Annotated in this window: 20 protein-coding genes; 7 read left to right on the top strand and 13 right to left on the bottom strand. The window is 68.5% G+C overall.

The genetic code is table 11. From position 1 onward, the window contains the following. Window positions 1-14 precede the first annotated feature (14 nt). Window positions 15-1247, bottom strand: coding sequence for an FAD-dependent oxidoreductase (locus MLE42_RS12145; protein WP_243288152.1), 1233 nt, complete (start codon window positions 1245-1247; stop codon window positions 15-17). Window positions 1248-1307: 60 nt separating this feature from the next. On the opposite strand from MLE42_RS12145, the gene MLE42_RS12140 reads away from it, so the two are divergent. Beyond that, entirely contained in the window at window positions 1308-2531 is a 1224-nt protein-coding gene (locus tag MLE42_RS12140; protein WP_243288151.1) for an MFS transporter, read from the top strand. A gap of 120 nt (window positions 2532-2651) precedes the next feature. Here the strand turns inward: MLE42_RS12140 and MLE42_RS12135 are convergent, their stop codons facing one another. From MLE42_RS12135 to pgsA, 3 genes are all read right to left on the bottom strand, one after another. After that, a complete protein-coding gene (locus MLE42_RS12135; RefSeq protein WP_243288150.1) occupies window positions 2652-3380 on the bottom strand; it encodes an SDR family NAD(P)-dependent oxidoreductase in 729 nt (242 codons plus the stop codon). After that, window positions 3377-4015: a DUF502 domain-containing protein gene (locus tag MLE42_RS12130; protein ID WP_243288149.1), complete on the bottom strand. Its 639-nt coding sequence runs from the start codon at window positions 4013-4015 to the stop codon at window positions 3377-3379. The genes MLE42_RS12135 and MLE42_RS12130 overlap by 4 nt, the downstream gene beginning before the upstream one ends. Before the next feature lie 104 nt (window positions 4016-4119). Then, window positions 4120-4773, bottom strand: a complete 654-nt coding sequence (gene pgsA, locus MLE42_RS12125) for a CDP-diacylglycerol--glycerol-3-phosphate 3-phosphatidyltransferase (protein ID WP_243288148.1) — start codon at window positions 4771-4773, stop codon at window positions 4120-4122. A gap of 125 nt (window positions 4774-4898) precedes the next feature. Here pgsA and queG point away from each other — a divergent pair, with 125 nt between their 5' ends. Both queG and speA read left to right on the top strand, forming a co-directional pair. Beyond that, window positions 4899-5843: a tRNA epoxyqueuosine(34) reductase QueG gene (gene queG / locus MLE42_RS12120; RefSeq protein WP_243288147.1), complete on the top strand. Its 945-nt coding sequence runs from the start codon at window positions 4899-4901 to the stop codon at window positions 5841-5843. 92 nt (window positions 5844-5935) lie between these two features. After that, entirely contained in the window at window positions 5936-7825 is a 1890-nt protein-coding gene (speA, locus tag MLE42_RS12115; protein ID WP_243288146.1) for a biosynthetic arginine decarboxylase, read from the top strand. Between the two features lie 24 nt (window positions 7826-7849). Here the strand turns inward: speA and MLE42_RS12110 are convergent, their stop codons facing one another. Both MLE42_RS12110 and MLE42_RS12105 read right to left on the bottom strand, forming a co-directional pair. Further along, window positions 7850-8302, bottom strand: a complete 453-nt coding sequence (locus MLE42_RS12110; RefSeq protein ID WP_243288145.1) for a nucleoside deaminase — start codon at window positions 8300-8302, stop codon at window positions 7850-7852. A gap of 70 nt (window positions 8303-8372) precedes the next feature. Then, entirely contained in the window at window positions 8373-8855 is a 483-nt protein-coding gene (locus tag MLE42_RS12105) for a DinB family protein (protein ID WP_243288144.1), read from the bottom strand. A gap of 121 nt (window positions 8856-8976) precedes the next feature. On the opposite strand from MLE42_RS12105, the gene MLE42_RS12100 reads away from it, so the two are divergent. Next, window positions 8977-9864, top strand: a complete 888-nt coding sequence (locus MLE42_RS12100; RefSeq protein WP_243288143.1) for a 3-hydroxyacyl-CoA dehydrogenase family protein — start codon at window positions 8977-8979, stop codon at window positions 9862-9864. 24 nt (window positions 9865-9888) lie between these two features. Next, window positions 9889-10236 carry a hypothetical protein gene (locus MLE42_RS12095; protein ID WP_243288142.1) on the top strand — a complete coding sequence of 116 codons (348 nt, stop codon included), beginning with the start codon at window positions 9889-9891 and terminating at the stop codon, window positions 10234-10236. 40 nt (window positions 10237-10276) lie between these two features. Here the strand turns inward: MLE42_RS12095 and purD are convergent, their stop codons facing one another. Then, window positions 10277-11581, bottom strand: a complete 1305-nt coding sequence (purD, locus tag MLE42_RS12090; RefSeq protein ID WP_243288141.1) for a phosphoribosylamine--glycine ligase — start codon at window positions 11579-11581, stop codon at window positions 10277-10279. Between the two features lie 221 nt (window positions 11582-11802). Here purD and MLE42_RS12085 point away from each other — a divergent pair, with 221 nt between their 5' ends. Then, window positions 11803-12372, top strand: coding sequence for a hypothetical protein (locus MLE42_RS12085; protein WP_243288140.1), 570 nt, complete (start codon window positions 11803-11805; stop codon window positions 12370-12372). Window positions 12373-12421: 49 nt separating this feature from the next. On the opposite strand, the gene MLE42_RS12080 is transcribed toward MLE42_RS12085, so the two are convergent. Next, window positions 12422-13174: a LytR/AlgR family response regulator transcription factor gene (locus MLE42_RS12080; RefSeq protein WP_338029971.1), complete on the bottom strand. Its 753-nt coding sequence runs from the start codon at window positions 13172-13174 to the stop codon at window positions 12422-12424. Further along, entirely contained in the window at window positions 13171-14250 is a 1080-nt protein-coding gene (locus MLE42_RS12075; RefSeq protein ID WP_243288139.1) for a sensor histidine kinase, read from the bottom strand. The genes MLE42_RS12080 and MLE42_RS12075 overlap by 4 nt, the downstream gene beginning before the upstream one ends. Before the next feature lie 154 nt (window positions 14251-14404). Here MLE42_RS12075 and tpx point away from each other — a divergent pair, with 154 nt between their 5' ends. Then, a complete protein-coding gene (tpx, locus tag MLE42_RS12070) occupies window positions 14405-14950 on the top strand; it encodes a thiol peroxidase (protein ID WP_243288138.1) in 546 nt (181 codons plus the stop codon). Between the two features lie 9 nt (window positions 14951-14959). Here tpx and MLE42_RS12065 read toward each other — a convergent pair whose 3' ends face one another. The 4 genes from MLE42_RS12065 to MLE42_RS12050 all read right to left on the bottom strand — a co-directional run bounded on the left by MLE42_RS12065 (window position 14960) and on the right by MLE42_RS12050 (window position 18005). After that, the gene (locus tag MLE42_RS12065) at window positions 14960-15310 is read right to left on the bottom strand and encodes an antibiotic biosynthesis monooxygenase family protein (protein ID WP_243288137.1); all 351 of its coding nucleotides are present in this window, start codon (window positions 15308-15310) and stop codon (window positions 14960-14962) included. Further along, on the bottom strand, window positions 15307-15648 hold the full coding sequence (locus MLE42_RS12060; RefSeq protein ID WP_243288136.1) for an NIPSNAP family protein: 342 nt from the start codon (window positions 15646-15648) through the stop codon (window positions 15307-15309). The genes MLE42_RS12065 and MLE42_RS12060 overlap by 4 nt, the downstream gene beginning before the upstream one ends. A gap of 575 nt (window positions 15649-16223) precedes the next feature. After that, window positions 16224-16715, bottom strand: coding sequence for a 3-isopropylmalate dehydratase small subunit (locus MLE42_RS12055; protein WP_243288135.1), 492 nt, complete (start codon window positions 16713-16715; stop codon window positions 16224-16226). 3 nt (window positions 16716-16718) lie between these two features. Further along, a complete protein-coding gene (locus MLE42_RS12050; RefSeq protein WP_243288134.1) occupies window positions 16719-18005 on the bottom strand; it encodes a 3-isopropylmalate dehydratase large subunit in 1287 nt (428 codons plus the stop codon).

Below are 18005 nucleotides of genomic sequence, written 5' to 3'. Positions count from 1 at the left end.
GTGAAGAAATGATTCTACCGGATCTGCGCGGGCTGTCCATCCCAAAGGCGCAGGGGCGCGGTGCGGGAGGCGTCGCAGGGGCGGCCGGTGAGGTCGGTGGCCAGGCGGTCCATGAGGGCGCGGGCGGTGGTTAGCTTGCCGCCGAGCACCAGTGTGAGGTTCCGGAACTGAGAGTGGCGCTCGAGCACGGCCTCTCGGCTGAGGTGGGTCGTGGCGCCCCGGGCCGCCACCAGCGGCCGCACGCCCAGCTCCTCGGCCTGCACGGGCATCTCGCGCCAGGGGAGGATGGGCAGGTTGGCCTCCAGGGCGTCGAGGAGTTCCTCTCGCTCCGCCTTGAGGATGGGCACCCAGCCGTCCTCGACCTCCCGCTCGGTGGTGCCCACCTGGAGCATGCCGTCCCGGGGGATCACGAAGAGGATGCGCCCCTTCGGACGCCGGATGGCCCAGGGCCGCTCGCAACCGGGGACCGCATCGAACCAGAGGTGGACGCCCGCCGACAGGCGCAGGCGCTTCCGGCTCTCGCCGAACCAGCGCGCCATGGCACCGTCCGTCCAGGGCCCCAGGGCGAACACCCAGCGGCGAGCCGCGAGTTGCCGGAGGGAACCATCCCGGCGATCCACGAGGTGGAGGAGCTTCAAGCCGTCGCTGCCCTGATCGAACCGCTCCGCCTCGTGGAAATCCAGGAGCAGCGCCTCGCTGGAGGCCGCCAGGTCCTTCGTCAGGTCGCGGTCCCAGGTCATGAGGTCGGCGTAGGCCGTGGCCCCGCGGAAGGGACCGAGGGTGGCCCGCGGATCGATCAGGAAATCCGGCCGAGAAACGCGGCCCAGGCGCAGGTCCGCGGGCCAGCCGGGGCGCTCGGAGCCCCAGAAGTCGTAGAGGCCGATGCCCACCCGATGGGCGAGCCCTTCCAGCCGCGACCGGTGGGGCATCCAGAAAGCCTCCCAGCGGCAGCGGCGGGGGGCGATACGGGCCCAGGTGGCCCGCTCGGCCAGGCCCTCGCGCATCTGGCGGATGTCACCCGTGAGCATGTAGCGGATGCCGCCGTGCAGGAGCTGGCTGGACCACTGGCTGGTGCCGCCGCCCACCTCTCCCCGGTCCACGAGGGCGCAGGACACGCCGCGCAGGGTCAGCTCCCGGGCGAGGGCCGCGCCGTGGATGCCGGCGCCGAGGATCGCCACCTCGACCTCCAGGCGGGGCGGAAGGGCGCAGGGTCCCTGGGGTGGGGCGGGCCAGGCGGCGTCGGACATGGGCACCTCCCCAGCAGTGTGCCGGGATCTCACAAGGATTCGTATGGTTCAATGACCCCCATGCCCCAGACACGCCTTCGCGCCATCCTGAACCTCACGGTCCTCGTGGCCGCCCTGGGGTACTTCGTCGACATGTTCGACCTGCTGCTCTTCCCCATCGTGCGCCAGCCCAGCCTCACGGCCCTGGGCGTGCCCCAGGGCGACGCCCAGGTCTCGGCCACCTTCCTGCTGCTCAACGCGCAGATGGTGGGCATGCTGCTGGGCGGCATCCTCTGGGGCGTGCTGGGAGACAAGAAGGGCCGCCTGAGCACCCTGTTCGGCAGCATCGCCCTCTATTCCGTGGCCAACATCGCCAACGCCTTCGTCCACGGCATCCCCGCCTACGCCGTGTGGCGGTTCCTGGCGGGCCTGGGGCTCGCAGGCGAGCTGGGCGCCGCGGTGACGCTGGTGAGCGAGATCCTCCCCACGGACCTGCGGGCCTACGGCACGGCCATCGTGGCGGGCGTGGGGATCTTCGGGACCGTGACCGCCAGCCTGGTGGGCAAGTACCTGCCCTGGCGCGTGGCCTACCTCGCGGGGGGCGGCCTGGGCCTGCTGCTGCTGGCCACCCGCTTCGGTCTCCGGGAGAGCGGCATGTTCCGCGACCTGGGCCACCAGAACGTCAAGCGGGGCGACTTCTTCAGCCTGTTCACGAAGGGCGAGCGGTTCCTGCGCTACCTTCGCTGCATCCTCATCGGCCTGCCCACCTGGTTCGTGGTGGCCATCCTCATCACCTCCGCGCCGGAGTTCGCCCCCAAGATCGGGGTGGCCGGTCCGGTCAGCGCAGGCACGGCGGTAGCCTTCTGCTACAGCGGCATCACCCTGGGGAGCCTGGCCTCCGGCATCCTCAGCCAGGTGTGGGGCAGCCGGAAGAAGGTGGTGCTGCTCTTCATCCTCGGGGCCCTGGCCGGGGTGGCCATCTACCTCACCCTGCATGGGCTCACGCCGGCGGCCTTCTATGCCCTGGCCGGATTCCTGGGCCTGGCCACGGGCTACTGGGCCGTCTTCGTCACCATCGCCGCGGAGCAGTTCGGCACCAACCTCCGCTCCACGGTGGCCACCACCGTGCCCAACTTCGTGCGGGGCGCGGTGCCCCTCATCACCAGCAGCTTCGTCATGCTGCGAGGTCACCTGGGCTACATCGGCTCCGCCTGGACCGTGGGCGGCGTCTGCTTCGCCCTGGCCTTGGTCTCCCTGTGGGGCATGGCCGAGACCCACGGGCGGGACTTGGATTTCGTGGAGTAGTCCACGCTTCAGTAGGCGGCGTCAGCCCCGCCGCGAAGCAGAGGCGGGTCGCGAGCGGAGGCTGCGCGGCAGCCTCCCGAGCGGGGCCCCGCCCTGCTGAGCATCACCTGGCCAGCGGGCCTAGTAGACCGCGTCGGCTCCGCCATCAATCGGGATCACAATCCCCGTCGTCCACCCGCTCTCGCTGCCCAGCAGGTGCGCCGCCAGGGCGGCCACTTCGACCTCGGTGCCCATGCGCTTCAGGGGATTCACGGCCGACAGCGCGGCCAGGTCGCCCTCGGGGTCTGCGCTGGCGGCGAGGCGGGCCTCCACCATGGCCGTCCGGATTGGCCCGGGCGCGATGGCGTTGCAGCGGATCCGCCGGGGCGCCCACTCCAGGGCCAGCACCTTCGCCAGCATGTGGACGCCGGCCTTGGCCACGCTGTAGGCCGCGCTGTCCGGGATGGCCCGGAGGCCGATGTTGGAGCCCACCAGCACCACGCTGCCGCCAGGTTTCATCCGTGGGCCCAGGTGGTGGGCCATGAGCCAGGGGCCCCGCAGGTTCACGGCGATCGCGGCATCGAAGTCGGCCGCCGGCGTCGATTCCACCGAGCCCAGCAGCAATCCGCCTGCGTTCAGGAGCATCCCGTCCAGCTCCGGGCACTCGCGGGCGAAGGTGGCCACGGCCGCGTCGTCCGTGTGATCCAGGACCACGTGGATCGCGTCCGGCAGCGTCTCCCGCAGCGTGTCCAGGCGCCGGCCTGCCAGGATCAGGTCCGCGCCGCGGTCCCGGAAGAGCCGTGCCGCCGCGCGTCCGATGCCGCTGCCGGCGCCGGTGACGAGGAGACGCCGCCCCTGGAGGGCGCTCACGGCTTCCCCGGCATCCGGAAGGAGCCCGTTCCCGGACGGGGCGGGGTCACCACACCGCCGCTGATGGCCCAGGTCAGGGCCTGGTCGGCGCTGAGGTCCGCCGGCTGCACCTTGGAGGCCTCGATCATCACCACGTAGCCCGAGGTGGGGTTGGGGGCGGTGGGGATGTAGACCGCGATCAGGTTCTGCCCCCCGGGGATGGCCCAGGAGCAGTCCCGGCTGGCCACGAAGCCGAGGGTGTGGGACCCGGGATGGGGCCACTCCACGATCACCACTTCCTTGAAGCTGCCCCCCTGCCCCGATTGGATGGCGCCCATGAGCTGACGGGTGGCGCCGTAGACGGTCTTCACCACGGGGAGGGACATCATCAGCTCGTCCATCCAGCCCAGCAGCTGGCGGCCGATGAAGTTGCCCATCAGGGCGCCCACCACCAGCAGCAGCAGGACGGTGACCAAGGCGGAAATCGCGGCCAGCGCCCAGGTGGGCGGATCGGGCATGTGGGTCAGGTGGGCCACCCAGGTGAGCGGTTCCCGCGAGATGCCCACCAGTGCCGTGAAGATGCCCTTGAGGATCCAGAGCGTCACGACGAGGGGCAGCAAGGTGAAGAGGCCCGCGAGGAGGTACTTCCGGATCATCGGCACACCCCAAGTCGGCACACGGACCACGCCCCACCGAGCGTCTCGCGCATCCCCACAGGGGATGCCGAGAGCAGACCTGCGAGGAGGTACTTGCGGATCATTCAGTGTCCTTCGGTGTCCTTGTTTCCGGTCAGGCGGCCGTCCTCCGCCATGATGCTGGGCCCCACCACCTTCCAGAAGCCGTGGAAGTAGGAAATGGCGCTCCAGATGGCCAGGATGACGGCGCCCCAGAGCAGCAGCACGCCCATGCCCCAGAAGAAGCTGTAGGGCCGGTTGAGCTGGATGAAGAGGTGGAAGATGTCCTTGTGGGTCCACTCGTAGAGCCAGTAGTCGAGCCTGGGGCCGAGGATGAGGCAGGAGATGGCCGCCACCTGGAAGCCCATCTTCCACTTGCCGATCGTGCCGGCCGGAATGGTGTGGCCTTCCTCGCTGGCGATCCCGCGCAGGCCAGTCACGGCGAACTCCCGGGCCAGGATGATGAAGGTCATCCAGGCTGGCGCCAGGTTCAGCTCCACCAGGGAGATCAGGGCCCCGGACACCAGCAGCTTGTCCGCCAGCGGATCCAGCAGCTTGCCGAGGGTGGTCACCTGCTTCCAGCGCCGGGCGAAGTAGCCGTCCAGGGCGTCGGTGATGGAGGCCGCCCAGAACACCAGCACGCCGATGACCTCGTGGTTCGTCACTTTGGTCATGAGCACCACGACCAGGACAGGGACCATGAGGATCCGCGCGAGCGACAGGACGTTGGGCAGGTTCATGGCGGGCGTTCGGCTCCGCATCCAGCCTACCGCCTTTTCCCGGACCGAGCCGCCGCCCAGGCCCGGAAGGCCGTGACATCCGGGGATCCGGGGGCGAGGATATCCCCTGGGGAGGAGGCCGCCGCGTGCCAGTCGAACCGCCGGAACCGCTGGCATTCAGGGATTGGCTTCGATCCGAGGCCCTCGCCGCCGGGTTCGCCCGGGCGGGGTTCGCCGCCTGCGGCCCCTTCCATGAAGAGGAAGGCCATCTCCGGACCTGGTTCCAGGAAGGCCGGAGCTCCTTGCTTCCCTACCTGAACCCGGCCGCGCTCCTGGATCCGCGGGCCCTGTGGCCCCAGGCCCGCACGGCCCTGGTGGGTTTCTTCCCGTACGCCCGGCCCGACGCCGTCCCCGGCGCGGCCCCCGCCACCCTCAAGCTCAGCCGATATCTCTGGGGCCCCGACTACCACATGATCCTCAAGCCACGGCTCGCCCGGCTGCTGGAAGCGGCCCAGGTCCGCTGGCCGGGGCTGGAAGGCCGGGTCTGCGTGGACACGGCCCCCCTGCTGGAGCGGCAGCTGGCGGCCCGGGCGGGTCTGGGCTGGCAGGGCAAGCACACCCTCCTCATCGCGGAGAAGGACGGCTCCTGGGGCTTCCTGGGAGTGCTGCTCCTGTCCGTGGAGCTGCCCCCGGACGAGCCCTTCGGAACCCAGCAATGCGGAACCTGCACCGCTTGCCTGGAGGCCTGCCCCAGCCAGGCCCTCTCGGCTTTCCGCCTGGATCCGGCCCGCTGCCTCACCACCTACACCATCGAGACCGAGACCGAGCCGCCTCCGGACATCGCCGCCGCCCTGGCTTCGAGCCGCTGGGCGGCGGGCTGCGACGCCTGCCAGGAGGCCTGCCCCTGGAACCGGGCCCCGGTATGGGGGGATCCGGCCCTCTGGGGCGGCCCCAGCCCCCTCCACACCCGCCCGGCGGAGGATCTCCCCCAAGGTGCCGCCCAGTGGCGGAAGCTCACCCGCCGGACCGCCCTGAGGCGCGTACGGGACCGCCACTGGCGGGCGACCCTGGCCAGAATTCTGAACCCGTGAATTTTCATTGGTAATGCTTGGCTTTTTTTCCTATAAACAAACTTCCGGCCAAAGGTGGCCGCCTTGGTATTGAGGAGGCACCTCGGATGCCCATGAAGCACTGGACGGTCCAGGACGCCGCGACCCTGTACGGCGTGAAGGAGTGGGGGAACGGCTACTTCGGCATCAATGCCAAGGGCCATCTGGAGATCACGCCCACCAAGGACGAGTCCCTCAGTTGCGACGTCTACGAGATCGTCCAGCACCTGAAGAAGAAGGGCATCCGCACCCCCGTGAACCTGCGCTTCCCGCAGGTGCTGGACCACCGCGTGGTGGAGGTCAACGAGGCCTTCCGGCGCGCCATCATCGAGTTCGGCTACGAGGGCGGCTACCAGGGCGTCTACCCGGTGAAGACCAATCAGACCAAGGAAGTGGTCGAGGAGATCATCCGCTCGGGCAACAAGTACCACTACGGGCTGGAAGCCGGCTCCAAGCCCGAGCTGATCATCGCCCTCAGCCAGGACCTGCATCCCGAGGCCCTGGTGCTCTGCAACGGCTACAAGGACGAGTCCTTCATCCGCATGGCCCTGCTGGCCCGCAAGGCCGGGCGCAAGGTGGTCATCACGGTCGAGAAGATGACCGAGCTGCCCCTGATCCTGAAGGTGGCCAAAGAACTGAAGGTCGAGCCCCTCATCGGGCTGCGCGCCAAGCTCAATGCCCAGGGTTCGGGCAAGTGGGAGACCAGCGCCGGGGACCACGCCAAGTTCGGCCTCACCACCCGAGAGATCCTGGACGCCGTCGAGGTGCTGGAGAAGCGCGACCTCCTGGACAGCGTCATCGAGCTGCATTTTCACATCGGCAGCCAGATCACGGACATCCGCAAGATCAAGTCGGCCATGAAGGAGGCCACCCGCATCTACGCCAAGCTGCGGAAGCTGGGCGTGCCCATCCGCTACCTCAACGTGGGCGGCGGCCTCGGCGTCGACTACGACGGCAGCAAGACCACCTTCAGCAGCTCCATGAACTACACCATCGCCGAGTACGCGGCGGACGTGGTCTACACCACCAAGGACATCTGCACCCAGGAGCAGGTGCCCATGCCCGATCTGCTCAGCGAGTCCGGCCGCGCCATCGTGGCCTACCACGAGGTCGTCGTGGTCGACATCATCGGCCTCATCGACACCACCCACACCAAGTACACGGTGACGCTCACCGGCAACGAGCCCCAGATCCTCAAGGAGCTGGCCTACACCCGCGACAACATCTCCGTGAAGAACTTCGCCGAGATGTACCACGACGCCATCACCCAGAAGGACGAGCTGCTCACCCTCTTCAACCTGGGCTACCTGGGCCTGGAGGACCGCAGCAAGGGCGAGACGCTGTTCTGGGAGGTCTGCCGCAAGCTCTCCCGCATCCTCAGCAGCAAGAGCCTGAAGTACGTCCCCGAGGAGTTCCAGGACCTCAACAAGAGCCTGGCGGACAAGCTCATCGCCAACTTCAGTCTCTTCCAGTCCATGCCGGACCACTGGGCCATCGAGCAGCTCTTCCCGGTGATGCCCATCCACCGGCTCAAGGAGAAGCCAGGCCTCTCCGCCACCCTCTGCGACATCACCTGCGACAGCGACGGGAAGATGGAGAAGTTCATCGACCTGAAGGACGTCCGCGACGAGCTCCCCTTCCACGAGCCCCGCGGCGGGGAGGCCTACTACGTGGCCTTCTTCCTGACCGGGGCCTACCAGGACATCCTGGGCATGCGCCACAACCTCTTCGGCGCCCCCAACGAGGCCCACATCGTGGTGGATGAGGATGACACCTTCAAGATCCAGCACCTCGTCAGGGGCGACACGGTGGATCACGTGCTCCGCAGCGTCCACTACGATCCCGACGTGCTCGTCCAGGGCCCCCAGACCAAGCGGAAGACCAGCGCCAAGAGCGACGCCGCCGAGGCCCTGCGGGCCCTGCTCACTGAAGAACGGAACCTGCACACGTATCTGGAAATCTAACTGTCAGCTATCGGCTCTCAGCGGTCAGTAGGGGATCTTGTCCGTCTTGGCGTCCCAGGCGTGGAAGACGGGCAGGGCCTCCTCGCGGAGCAGCTGGAAGGCGGGCAGACGGCGCGCTTCGAGGGGGAGTGCCAGCTCGCGGTAGAGCCAGTCGTCGTCGAAGCGGATGGCTGCGGCGTCGGCCCTGCCGTTGGCGTACCAGACGCGGTCCAGGCGGGCCCAGTAGATGGCCGCCAGGCACATGGGGCAGGGCTCGCAGCTCGTGTAGATCTCGCACCCCCGCAGCTGGTGGGTGCCCAGGCGCGCGCAGGCCCGCCGGATGGCCATCACCTCCGCATGGGCGGTGGGGTCATGGCTCGTCGTGACCTGGTTCCAGCCCTCCCCCAGGATCTCCTCGCCTCTCACGATCACCGCGCCGAAGGGCCCGCCTTCGCCCGCCTCCATGTGGATGCGGGATAGCTCGATGGCGCGCCGCATGAATCGCAGGGCACTCCCATCTATCCTCATCGGCTTCCCCAGAGATGGTTCCGTCCCACGGTCACCGCGTTCAAAGGTCCCAGCGCGGTTCGGGCCGCTGCTTCCAGAGCCAGATGATGTAGTCCACGTTCTTCGCCCCAGCGCCCAGGGCCTTCAGGCGAGCCATGTTCTGGGCGCGGTGGTGCTGGGAGTGCAGGCATACCTGGGTCAGCGCCTCACCGACGGAGACCAGGCAGGGCGGATCCGGAAACCAGGGCACCCGCACGACGCGGGCCAGAGAAGCCTCGTCGAGGCCCCGGCCCAGCGCCCGGAAGGCCTCCTGGGCAGAGCGGCACCGGCGCAGCAGGTCGGGAAAGGCGCCCGTGGGCGGCTCTTCCGAAGGAGGCATCCCGCCTTTGAGGATGTCCAGGAAGGCCTCCTGGACATCCACCTGATGGCTGGTCCTGGCCCGCAGCTCGGGATCCTCCGTGAAACCCGATTTGCCCCAGGCATGGAAGAACATCGCATCCGCCCAGGCCTGGTGGCCAAGCAGATCTTTCAGAAGGCCGGTCATGGGCACCCCCGGGCACTGGCCGATCATAGCGGAAGCACCCTACTCCAGGTCATCGCTCCGCCCGGACCCCAATCGTCGGAGAATGGAGACCAGACCATCACCATTCCAGCGGGAGAGCGACATGGACATCCAGCGCATCGGCATTGTCGGCTGCGGACTCATGGGTTCGGGCATCGCCCAGTGCGCGGCCGAGACGGGCTGCGAGGTCTGGGTGAAGGAGGTGGACGACTCCCTGCTGACCAAGGGCCTGGCGCGGATCCAGGACACCTGGGGCCGCGCCGTGGCCAAGGGGAGGATCACCCAGGACCAGAGCACCACCTTCGCCCGCCGCCTCCACGGCACCCTCACCTTCGCCGCGCTGGCCGGCTGCGACCTGGTGGTGGAGGCCGTGCCGGAGCGCATGGACCTCAAGCTCGAGACCTTCGCCGCGCTGGACAAGGTCATGGAGCCGAACGCCATCCTCTGCACCAACACCTCCAGCCTCACGGTCGCCCACCTCAGCCCGGTGCTGTCGCCGGGCCGCCTGCCCAACCTGGCGGGCCTGCACTTCTTCAATCCGGTTCCCGCCATGCCGCTGGTGGAGATCGTCCGCACCCTCGCCACGGACGGCAACACGCTGGCCACCCTGAAGGGCTTCGTCCAGCGGCTCGGCAAGACCGCCGTGCTGGCGCCGGACGCCCCGGGGTTCGTGGTGAACCGCCTCCTGGTGCCCTACCTGCTGGACGCCATCCGCTGCGCCGAGCAGAAGCTCGCCACCGTGGACGACATCGACACGGGCATGAGACTGGGCTGCGGCCATCCCATGGGCCCCCTGCACCTCAGCGACTTCATCGGCCTCGACACCATGCAGAGCGTGGCCGAGGTGCTGTTCGAGGCCTTCGGGGAGCCCCGGTTCAAGGCGCCCCCGGTGCTGCGCCAGCTCGTGGCCGCCGGCCGCCTGGGCCGCAAGTCCGGCGCGGGCTTCTACCGCTGGGAGGGCGAGAAGCGCCAGGAAGCGCTCCCGCTCTGAGCCACCTGAGGTACCCTGGCCCGGATGCTGGATCTCCTGCTCATCCCCGCCGCCATCCTGCTGGCCTTCGCCCTGCGCGCCGTCCGGCGGGGGGACCACCGGCTCCATGGGCACCTCATGGCCGCCACCGTGACCGTGGTGCTGCTCCGGGTGGTCCTGCATCCCCGGGCCCTTGCCCTTCGCCACCTCCTCCTGTGGCTGGCGCTGTTGGCCGTGGCCGGGACCACCCTGCTCCTGGGCCGGGCGGCCCTGGCTTGGCGCGAAGGCCGCAGCACCCGGGCCACCGTCCCGCGGATCCATCGCGCGGCCGGGGCCGTCACCCTGATCCTTACGGGCCTCACGCTGGCAGCCTGGTTCCTCCGGAACCGCTAGGAAACCAGTTTCACCAGGGCTCACCAGCGCTCACCAAGCCTCACCAGCGGTCCTGGACGGTCTTGCCCGCCTGGGCGTGCCGCAGGGCCTTGAGGCCGATGTCGCGGCGGACCTGCATGCCGGGCCAGTGGACCTGCGGCAGGGCCGCCTCGATGGCAGCGCGGGCCGCGGCCAGGTCCGGCCCTGACGTAGCCAGGTTCAGGACGCGGCCCCCGTGGGTGAGCCACTGTCCGGCTTCCTTGCGCGTGCCGGCGTGGATCACCGTGACGCCGGGCGTCCCGAGGGAGATGGGCACACCCTTCTTGGCGCCTTCCGGATACCCCTCCGCCGCCAGCACCACGGTGATGGCGGTATGGGCCTTCAGCTTCAGCTCGCGGGAGGCCAGCCGGCCCTCGGCCACCTCCAGCAGCAGAGAGGCCAGGTCCTCGTCCAGCAGCTGCATGAGCACCTGGGTCTCGGGGTCGCCGAACCGGACGTTGTACTCCAGCAGCCTGGGGCCCGCGGTCGTCCACATGACGCCCAGGAACAGCACGCCCCGCCCCGAGAGGCCGTCCTTCTGAAGACCGCGCACCGTGGGCTCCACCAGCTCGACCCGCATCCGCTCGACATCCTCGGACCGCAGGAAGGGGATGGGTCCGAAGGCGCCCATGCCGCCGGTGTTGGGGCCATGGTCGCCTTCGAAGATGCGCTTGTGGTCCTGGCAGGCGGGCAGCATGGCGTAGGCCACGTGGCTCGCGTCCACGTCCACCAGCACGTGCAGGGAGAGCTCCATGCCGTGCAGGGGTTCCTCGAAGACCACGGTGCGGCTGGCGTCCCCGAACTGGCCCTCCAGGAAGGCCCGGAAGGTCTCGAGCGCCTCGGCCTCGCTCTGGGCCAGCACCACGCCCTTCCCCGCCGCCAGGCCGTCGGCCTTGAGGACGATGGGATAGCCGTAGGACCAGCCCCGGATCAGGGCGACGCCCTCGGCGAGGTCGGTCAGGGTCTCACTCGCGGCGCAGGGAATCCCATGGCGCTGCATGAAGGCCTTGGCGAAAGCCTTGCTGCCCTCCAGGCGGGCCGTGGCGGCATCGTGGCCGAACACTGGGATGCCCATGGACCGCACCAGATCGGCCACCCCGGCCACCAGGGGCAGCTCGGGACCGACCACCACCAGGTCCGGCCGGTTCGCGGAACACCAGGTCGCCACGGCGGCCGGAGAGCCTAGGTCAAGTGCCACGCAGGTCCCCAATTCCGCCAGCGCATCGCTGCCCGGCGCGGAGACCAGTTCCACCGGGGTGGCCGAAGCCTTGAGCTTCAGCGCCAGCGCGTGTTCCCGTCCGCCCGAGCCGAGGATCAGGATTTTCATGGGTGCCTCCGAACCCCAAGTATCGCCCGGAGCAGGGCCGGACCCACCCCCGGAAAGAAACCCCTCGCCCCCATCTGGGCCTGTTCGTCCCAGATCCATGGCCTGAGCTGAGACGGCCGCTCATGTTTGGCGGCGTTCACCCCGCCCGTCGGACATCGTTCGGGCTCCCTTCCACCCGTCGCCGGGGATCCGTCCCCGACCGCCTTTCTTCCGGAGGCATCATGAACCGCATCTCAGCATCCCTCGTGGTGGCCGCGACGGCCCTCGTCGGCCTGGCGCTCCATGCCGAGGACTTCCGCCCGCTGATGAAGACCACCCAGGCCACCTGGCCCGCCAAGCAGCACATCGGCGTGATCTGCGACTACCCGGCCAGTCAGGACGCGGTGCTGGCCCTGGCCCGGGCGGCCGGCGAAGGCGCATACATCACCGTGGTGGACGCGCGCAGTTGGGACAAGGCCGTCCCCGCCGCCCATCTCATCGCCAACCACCATGCGGACTACCTGGTGCTGCTGCCCGGAGACCGGATGTTCCGGGATGGTTCCATCGGCGCCACCCAGGCCATCTCCCAGCTCGGGAGGCGCGGCGTGCCCGCCATCGCCACCACCCCCGTGGCCCTGAGGCAGGGGGCGGTCTTCAGTGTGGGTGACGGCACCAACGGCGAACTGCTTGTGACGGACCGACTCATCGGGACCGTGGACGTCATCCTGCCCAGCCGCACCATGACCGAAAAGGGCGCCCTGGTGCTCCGCGAGGCGGGCATGGCCACCGTCACGGTCCTCGCCCCGGAGTGACCCGCTCCCCCGCGCAGAAAGGCCCGGCTCGGCGCCGGGCCTTTCTGCGTCAGAGCCACTCGCCGAACTGGTCCCGGTAGGTCCGGCTGAGGGTCAGGCGGGTGCCGTCGCGCATGATCACCAGGTGGTCCCCTCCGCTCCAGGGCTGGAACTCCCGGATGCAGTCGAGGTTCACGATGGCGGAGCGGTGGATCCGCCGGAACCGGGCGGGATCGAGCCTTGCGAGGAGACCGGCCATGGTCTGCCGGACCAGGTGCGAGGTACCTTCGACGTGAAGGCGGACGTAGTTGTCCTCCGCTTCGATCCACTGCACGGCGTCCGTCCTCACCAGAAGGTGACGGTCCCCCTGCCGGACCAGGAGGCGATCCGCCCAGGGCCGGTCCCGGCGCAGGCCGGCCATGAGGGCTTCCAGGTCCTGCCCCTTCTCCCGGGTGGAGGACCGGCACCACCGCCGCGCGCGCTCGAGGGCATGGTGGAACCGCTCAGGCGAAAAGGGTTTCAGCAGGTAGTCCACGGCATGGACCTCGAAGGCCCGGAGGGCGTGCTGGTCGTAGGCCGTGATGAAGAGGGTGGGCGGCATGCGATCCGCGCCCATGGCCTCCACCACCCCGAAGCCATCCAGCTCGGGCATCTGGATATCCATGAAAACCAGGTCCGGAGCCAGCTCCTCGATGGCCTTCACCGCCTCCAGGCCGTTGGCGCACTCCCCGACCACCTCGATGTCCGTGGACCGGCGGAGCAGATGGCGGATACGCTGCCGGGCCAGCGTCTCGTCATCCACCACCAGGGCGCGGAGATTCACGACACGCCCCCGCCAGCATCCCCAAGGGGCAACTGGAGCGTCACCAGGGTGCCGCGGCCGGCCACACCGAGGATGTCCAGGTGATAGAAACCCTTGTAGATCAATCCCAGGCGGGCCCGGACATTGCTCAGGCCCACCCCCTCCCGGCCCGGTCGGTAGCCCGCACCATCGTCCCGAACTTCCAGCACGAGGCATTCGGAATCCCGCGAGGCCCGCAGCCCGAGCGTGCCGCCTTGCTGCCGGTCGGAAAGGCCGTGCTTGAGGGCGTTCTCCACCAGGGGCTGGAGGATGAAAGTGGGCACCCGCAGGTTCTGGACGGTGGAGGGCGCATCCACTTCGACCCGCAGGCGGCCCTGGAAACGAACCTGCTCGATGGAGAGATAGGCCTGGATGAAGGCCAGTTCCTTCCACAGCGGCACCATCTGGTCCGGCGTCGCCTCCAGGGTCATCCGGAGGAAGTCCCCCAATCGGCTGATCATGTCGTCCGCCCCCTCGGGGTTCGTATGGACAAGGGCGGAGATGGAGTTGAGCGTGTTGAAGAGGAAGTGAGGCTGGAGCTGCATGCACAGGGCCTGGTTCCGGGCCTCGGCGAACCGGGCCTCGAGTTTGGCGGCCTCGATCTCGCGGATCTGGTACTTCCGGTAGATCCGCAAGCCGTGGAAGGCCGCCACCACCGCCCACATGAAGAGCAGATTCGTGTGGAAGTAGGCCCGGTAGAACCGGGGCAGCCCCTTCCGGACCGTCGCGAGATCCAGGTGCCTCCCGCCTCCTTCCACGGCCAGGGAGATCAGGTAGGCCAGGAACAGCCCGAGGGTGGCCGCCAGGACGCTGGCCAGCAGGTGCAGGCCCCAGGTGCGCCACTGGCTCCACGCGAAGGACTCGATGGGCTTCCGGTCCGCCAGCCGGATGAGGAGGAGACCCAGCAGGCCCCAGGCCCCGTTCTGGAGGAGGTTCATCCCCAGCAGCCGCAGCACCGGCGCGGCCGGATACATAGCCATGTCCCAGGTGGCCATGTACAGGCCCATCAGGCCCCAGATGCTCCAGTACCAGCGCCACTTGCCGAGCGTGGGTTCCATGGTCCAAGACTAGGAACGTGAAGCCGTTCCCGCCAGGAAAGGTGGGGCGAGTCGAGGCTTATCAGGGGCGAGCCCAGCCAAAGGCTCGCGCTCGGCCAAGAATTCGTGCCGGAATTCTCCATTGGGAGTAGCATGTGCGCGCCGGGAGGTCCCCATGGCCACGATCACCCTGAACGGCACCCCCACCCATACCTGTGGCGAGCTGCCCGCAGTCGGTTCCCCCACCCCTGCGTTCGCCCTCACCCGCACGGACCTGCGTGACATCACGAGTGTGGATCTGGAGGGGAAGCGCGTCCTGCTGAGCATCTTCCCCAGCCTGGATACGCCGACCTGCGCGGAGAGCGTCCGCAAGTTCAATGTCCTGACGCAGGATCTGAGCGACACGGTGCTGCTGTGCGTCTCCATGGACCTGCCCTTCGCTCAGGACCTCTTCTGCGGCTCCAGGGAGCTGGAGCGGGCGCACCCGATGTCCGCCTTCCGCCACCCCGAATTCGGGGCGCAGTTCGGGGTCACCCTCATCGACGGGCCCATGCGCGGCCTCCTGGCCCGGGCCGTGGTGGCGCTGGACGAGAACGGCACGATCATCCACACCGAGCTGGTACCGGAGCTCACCAAGGAACCCGACTACGACCTGGCCGTCCACGCCATCCGGAGCCATCACCACCCCTGCCCCGAGGACGCCCTCGAGACGACGGAGTAGGGGCGCGCCTCAAGCGTGCTTGTGACGGGTGCGGCTGTCCGCGGGAGCCTGTTCCCGTTCATGCAGGCCATAATCCCGCATCACCTCGGCCACCCGAAGGCGGTAGTCCCGGAAAACGCCACCTCGGCCCATGGACTGCGCCTCGCGATGAACCTCGGTGTTCCGCCATGCCGCCACGGCCTGCTCGTCCCGCCAGAAGGAGAGGGACAGAAATTTTTCAGGATGCTTGAGACTTCGGAAGCGCTCAATGGAGATGAAGCCATCCGTGGATTCCAGAGTCGGCACCAGTGCCGCGGCCGTGTCGAGGTAGGTGGAAAGCTGATCTTCGGCGGGAATGACTTCGAAGAGGACCGCGATCATGACCGGGCCTCCATTGGCCGCAGTCCGAAAGTTCCGTCCACCACTTCGACGAAGGTGCGCTCTTCCCGCAAGATGAAACGCATATCCTGGGCCCACTGGAAATTCTCGCGACCCTCGGCATCGGCCCGCAGGCGCGAACGGTAGGTTTCATAGGCGGCCAGACTGTCGAAAGCGATCAGGCCCCAGGCGATGTCGTTGGTGCCTTCGTGGGGCAGGAAGTAGCCCACCAGGTGGCCGCCGCAGCGGGGGATGATGCGACCCCAGGCCTCCGCATAGGCCTTGAAGGCCTCACGCTGGAAGGGATCGATCTGGTAGCGGATCATGCACGTCAGGGTCATGTCAGGCTCCTTTCACCTCCGGTCCATCCTGGGCGACCCATGTTTCGGTCTGGATCGAAATGAGCTCAGATCCCGATTTGGCCACCGCGGCCGCCCTGCTCGCCGGTCCCGCCCGGGCCGCGATGTTCAGCCGATTCCTGGATGGACGGAGCTGGACCGCCGCGGAGCTGGCCAAAGCCGCCGCCATCCAACCTTCCACGGGAAGCTCGCACCTGTCGAAGCTGCTCGAACGGGGCTGGATCACCGTGCATCCCCAGGGCCGCTATCGCTACTACCGCCTGGCCGGCGGAGGCATCGCCTCCTTCCTGGAGAGCTCCGCCAGCATCGCGCCCAAACCTGGGACCCGCACGCCGGGCGAGGTCCGGGCTTTCGGAGGCGCTGCGCCACGGCCGCCTCTGCTATGGCCACCTGGCCGGCCGCCTCGGCCGCTCGCTGGCGGGGGCCATGGCCAGTGCGGCCTGGTTCCAGCGGGATCCGAAAAGCCGGGCGCTGTGGATCACGCCCCTAGGCCGCGACGAACTGGAGCAGGGGCTTGGCCTGTCCCCGGTTCATCGCGGTAGTGGCCCAGATCCGACTTAGGTGCGCGCCATCAGCCGGGCGCGGGTGTAGGGGATGAGCCCACCCGCGTCCATGATGCCCTTGCGCGCGGCGGGCAGCTTCATCTGCTCGAAGCGCTGGCCGGTGGTCCGGTTGATCACCTGGTCGGCAGTGATCTCCAGCTCGTCGCCCTCGCTGGCCTCGATGCCCGGGCAGATCACGACCTGCAAACCAAGGTTGATGCTGTTCTGCAGGAAGATGCGCGAGATGCTGCGGGCCACCACGGCCACCTCGTGGCCCTTGAGTGTGGAGCAGGCCTGCTCGCGGCTCGAGCCGCAGCCGAAGTTCTCGCCGCCGACGATGATCGATCCGGGCGGGAAGGCCTTGGCCTTCAGCTGCGCGTTGAACTCCGTGCGATCAAAGAAGGCGAACTGGGGGGTCTCCGAAGGCAGTACCGTGGCCATGAAGCGGCCGGGGTAGATGTCGTCCGTGCTGATGTCGTTGCCGAGCGCGATGATGACCTTGGACATGGATCAGCCCTTTCTCGGATCGGTGATGACGCCGGTGATCGCGGAGGCCGCCGCCACCACGGGACTGCAGAGGTAGACCTCACCCGTGGGGTTGCCCATGCGGCCCTTGAAGTTGCGGTTGGTGGTGCTGAGGGCCACCTCGTGGTCGCCCAGGGCGCCCTCGTGGACGCCCAGGCAGGGCCCACATCCGGAGTTCATCACCACCGCGCCGGCCTTCATGAGGTCGTGGACGATGCCCTTGTCCAGGGCCTTCGCGAAGATCTTGCTGGAGGCCGGGAACACAAGCATGCGGGTGCCCTCCGCGACCTTCTTCCCGCGGAGGATGTCCGCCGCGGCCTCGAGGTCATCCAGGCGGCCGTTGGTGCAGCTGCCGATGACGATCTGCTGGACTTTGGTACCCGCCACCTGATCCACGGACTTCACGTGGTCCACCATGTGCGGGCAGGCGACCTGGGGCGCCAGGGTGGAGACGTCGATCTCCACGGTCTGGATGTAGGTGGCCTCCGGATCCGGCGTGACACACGGGATGGGGTCGGTCACCCCCGCCTCCTCCCGCAGGTACCGCAGGGTCTCCGCATCTCCGGGCACGATGCCCGAGGTGGCGCCCGCCTCCACGCTCATGTTGCAGATGGCGAGGCGGCCGCTGGTGCTCATCTTCCGGATGGTCTCGCCATGGAACTCCAGCACCTTGTAGTTGGCCCCCTGGGCCGTCAGCTTGCCGATGAGGTGGAGGATCAGGTCCTTGGGCCCCACCATGGGCGGGAACTCGCCCTTCACCACCACCTTGATGGTGGCCGGCACCTCGATGTTGACGGCGATGCCCAGGCTCCACACGGAGGCCATCTCCGTGGCGCCGATGCCGAAGCTGAAGGCGCCCAGGGCCCCGTGGCTGGTGGTGTGGGAGTCGGTGCCCACCACCACGTAGCCCGGCCGGACATAGCCGTACTCCGGGAGGATCTGGTGGCAGATGCCGCCCACGTCGCCCCGCACATCATGGAACTTGGTGATGCCGTGCTCGGCCACGAAGCCGCGGATCTTCTTCTGGTTGGTGGCGGTCTTCGGGGACTCCGCCGGGACGCGGTGGTCGAAGATGATGGCGATCCTCGAAGGGTCCCAAATCTTCGGCGCCAGGCCCGTACCCTGGAACACCTCGAGGAACTGGTTGATCACCAGCGCCGCGTTCTCGTGGGACATGGCGAGGTCCACCTTGGGCTCCACCACATCCCCGACCTTCACGGATGGCAGGCCCGCGGCGCGGGCCAGGATTTTCTCGACGACCGTCATACCCAT

The organism is Geothrix terrae (assembly GCF_022808775.1).
GTDB lineage: Bacteria > Acidobacteriota > Holophagae > Holophagales > Holophagaceae > Geothrix > Geothrix terrae.
This window is presented reverse-complemented; position numbering and strand designations above follow the sequence as displayed.

What these genes read in the sequence shown, in the direction of transcription:
- MLE42_RS12145 (WP_243288152.1), bottom strand. Translation starts at nt 1,247, where the DNA reads ATGTCCGACGCCGCCTGGCCCGCCCCACCCCAGGGACCCTGCGCCCTT.
- MLE42_RS12140 (WP_243288151.1), top strand. Translation starts at nt 1,308, where the DNA reads ATGCCCCAGACACGCCTTCGCGCCATCCTGAACCTCACGGTCCTCGTG.
- MLE42_RS12130 (WP_243288149.1), bottom strand. Translation starts at nt 4,015, where the DNA reads ATGATCCGGAAGTACCTCCTCGCGGGCCTCTTCACCTTGCTGCCCCTC.
- pgsA (WP_243288148.1), bottom strand. Translation starts at nt 4,773, where the DNA reads ATGAACCTGCCCAACGTCCTGTCGCTCGCGCGGATCCTCATGGTCCCT.
- speA (WP_243288146.1), top strand. Translation starts at nt 5,936, where the DNA reads ATGAAGCACTGGACGGTCCAGGACGCCGCGACCCTGTACGGCGTGAAG.
- MLE42_RS12110 (WP_243288145.1), bottom strand. Translation starts at nt 8,302, where the DNA reads ATGCGGCGCGCCATCGAGCTATCCCGCATCCACATGGAGGCGGGCGAA.
- MLE42_RS12105 (WP_243288144.1), bottom strand. Translation starts at nt 8,855, where the DNA reads ATGACCGGCCTTCTGAAAGATCTGCTTGGCCACCAGGCCTGGGCGGAT.
- MLE42_RS12100 (WP_243288143.1), top strand. Translation starts at nt 8,977, where the DNA reads ATGGACATCCAGCGCATCGGCATTGTCGGCTGCGGACTCATGGGTTCG.
- MLE42_RS12095 (WP_243288142.1), top strand. Translation starts at nt 9,889, where the DNA reads ATGCTGGATCTCCTGCTCATCCCCGCCGCCATCCTGCTGGCCTTCGCC.
- purD (WP_243288141.1), bottom strand. Translation starts at nt 11,581, where the DNA reads ATGAAAATCCTGATCCTCGGCTCGGGCGGACGGGAACACGCGCTGGCG.
- MLE42_RS12085 (WP_243288140.1), top strand. Translation starts at nt 11,803, where the DNA reads ATGAACCGCATCTCAGCATCCCTCGTGGTGGCCGCGACGGCCCTCGTC.
- MLE42_RS12075 (WP_243288139.1), bottom strand. Translation starts at nt 14,250, where the DNA reads ATGGAACCCACGCTCGGCAAGTGGCGCTGGTACTGGAGCATCTGGGGC.
- tpx (WP_243288138.1), top strand. Translation starts at nt 14,405, where the DNA reads ATGGCCACGATCACCCTGAACGGCACCCCCACCCATACCTGTGGCGAG.
- MLE42_RS12065 (WP_243288137.1), bottom strand. Translation starts at nt 15,310, where the DNA reads ATGATCGCGGTCCTCTTCGAAGTCATTCCCGCCGAAGATCAGCTTTCC.
- MLE42_RS12060 (WP_243288136.1), bottom strand. Translation starts at nt 15,648, where the DNA reads ATGACCCTGACGTGCATGATCCGCTACCAGATCGATCCCTTCCAGCGT.
- MLE42_RS12055 (WP_243288135.1), bottom strand. Translation starts at nt 16,715, where the DNA reads ATGTCCAAGGTCATCATCGCGCTCGGCAACGACATCAGCACGGACGAC.
- MLE42_RS12050 (WP_243288134.1), bottom strand. Translation starts at nt 18,005, where the DNA reads ATGGGTATGACGGTCGTCGAGAAAATCCTGGCCCGCGCCGCGGGCCTG.